Origin of the sequence: Pseudoalteromonas sp. CR1 (assembly GCF_019392235.1) — a bacterium.
Classification (GTDB): domain Bacteria; phylum Pseudomonadota; class Gammaproteobacteria; order Enterobacterales; family Alteromonadaceae; genus Pseudoalteromonas.
The window spans coordinates 1-254 of the sequence record NZ_JAHXRM010000426.1; the positions used below are offsets into that span (position 1 = coordinate 1).

Consider the following 254-nt stretch of genomic DNA (forward strand, 5'->3'; position numbering starts at 1 on the left):
TGGTTGCTGGTGTTCACGCTTTCGTTGTAGCGGAACTTCCTGACGGGCACCGTCTCTTCCCCGTAAGGCGTACGCAGCAGGAAGTGCGGCAACGTCAGCCCCACAAACCGCGAGTCTTCGCTCTCGCGAAACGCATTCCACTTGATGAACTGTGGGCCTTCGAACACGGCTTGCAGGTCTTTCAGGTTGGGCAGCTGGGAAAAACTCTCGACGCCAAAAAACTGCGGGCCCGCCGCTGCGATGAAGGGCGTGTG

General features: G+C 59.1%; 1 protein-coding gene. It reads right to left on the reverse strand.

Annotated features, from left to right (window positions below):
- Window positions 1-254, reverse strand: a 254-nt coding sequence (locus KZZ04_RS20000) for a type VI secretion system contractile sheath large subunit (RefSeq protein WP_219424004.1), incomplete at both ends; no start/stop codon positions are given.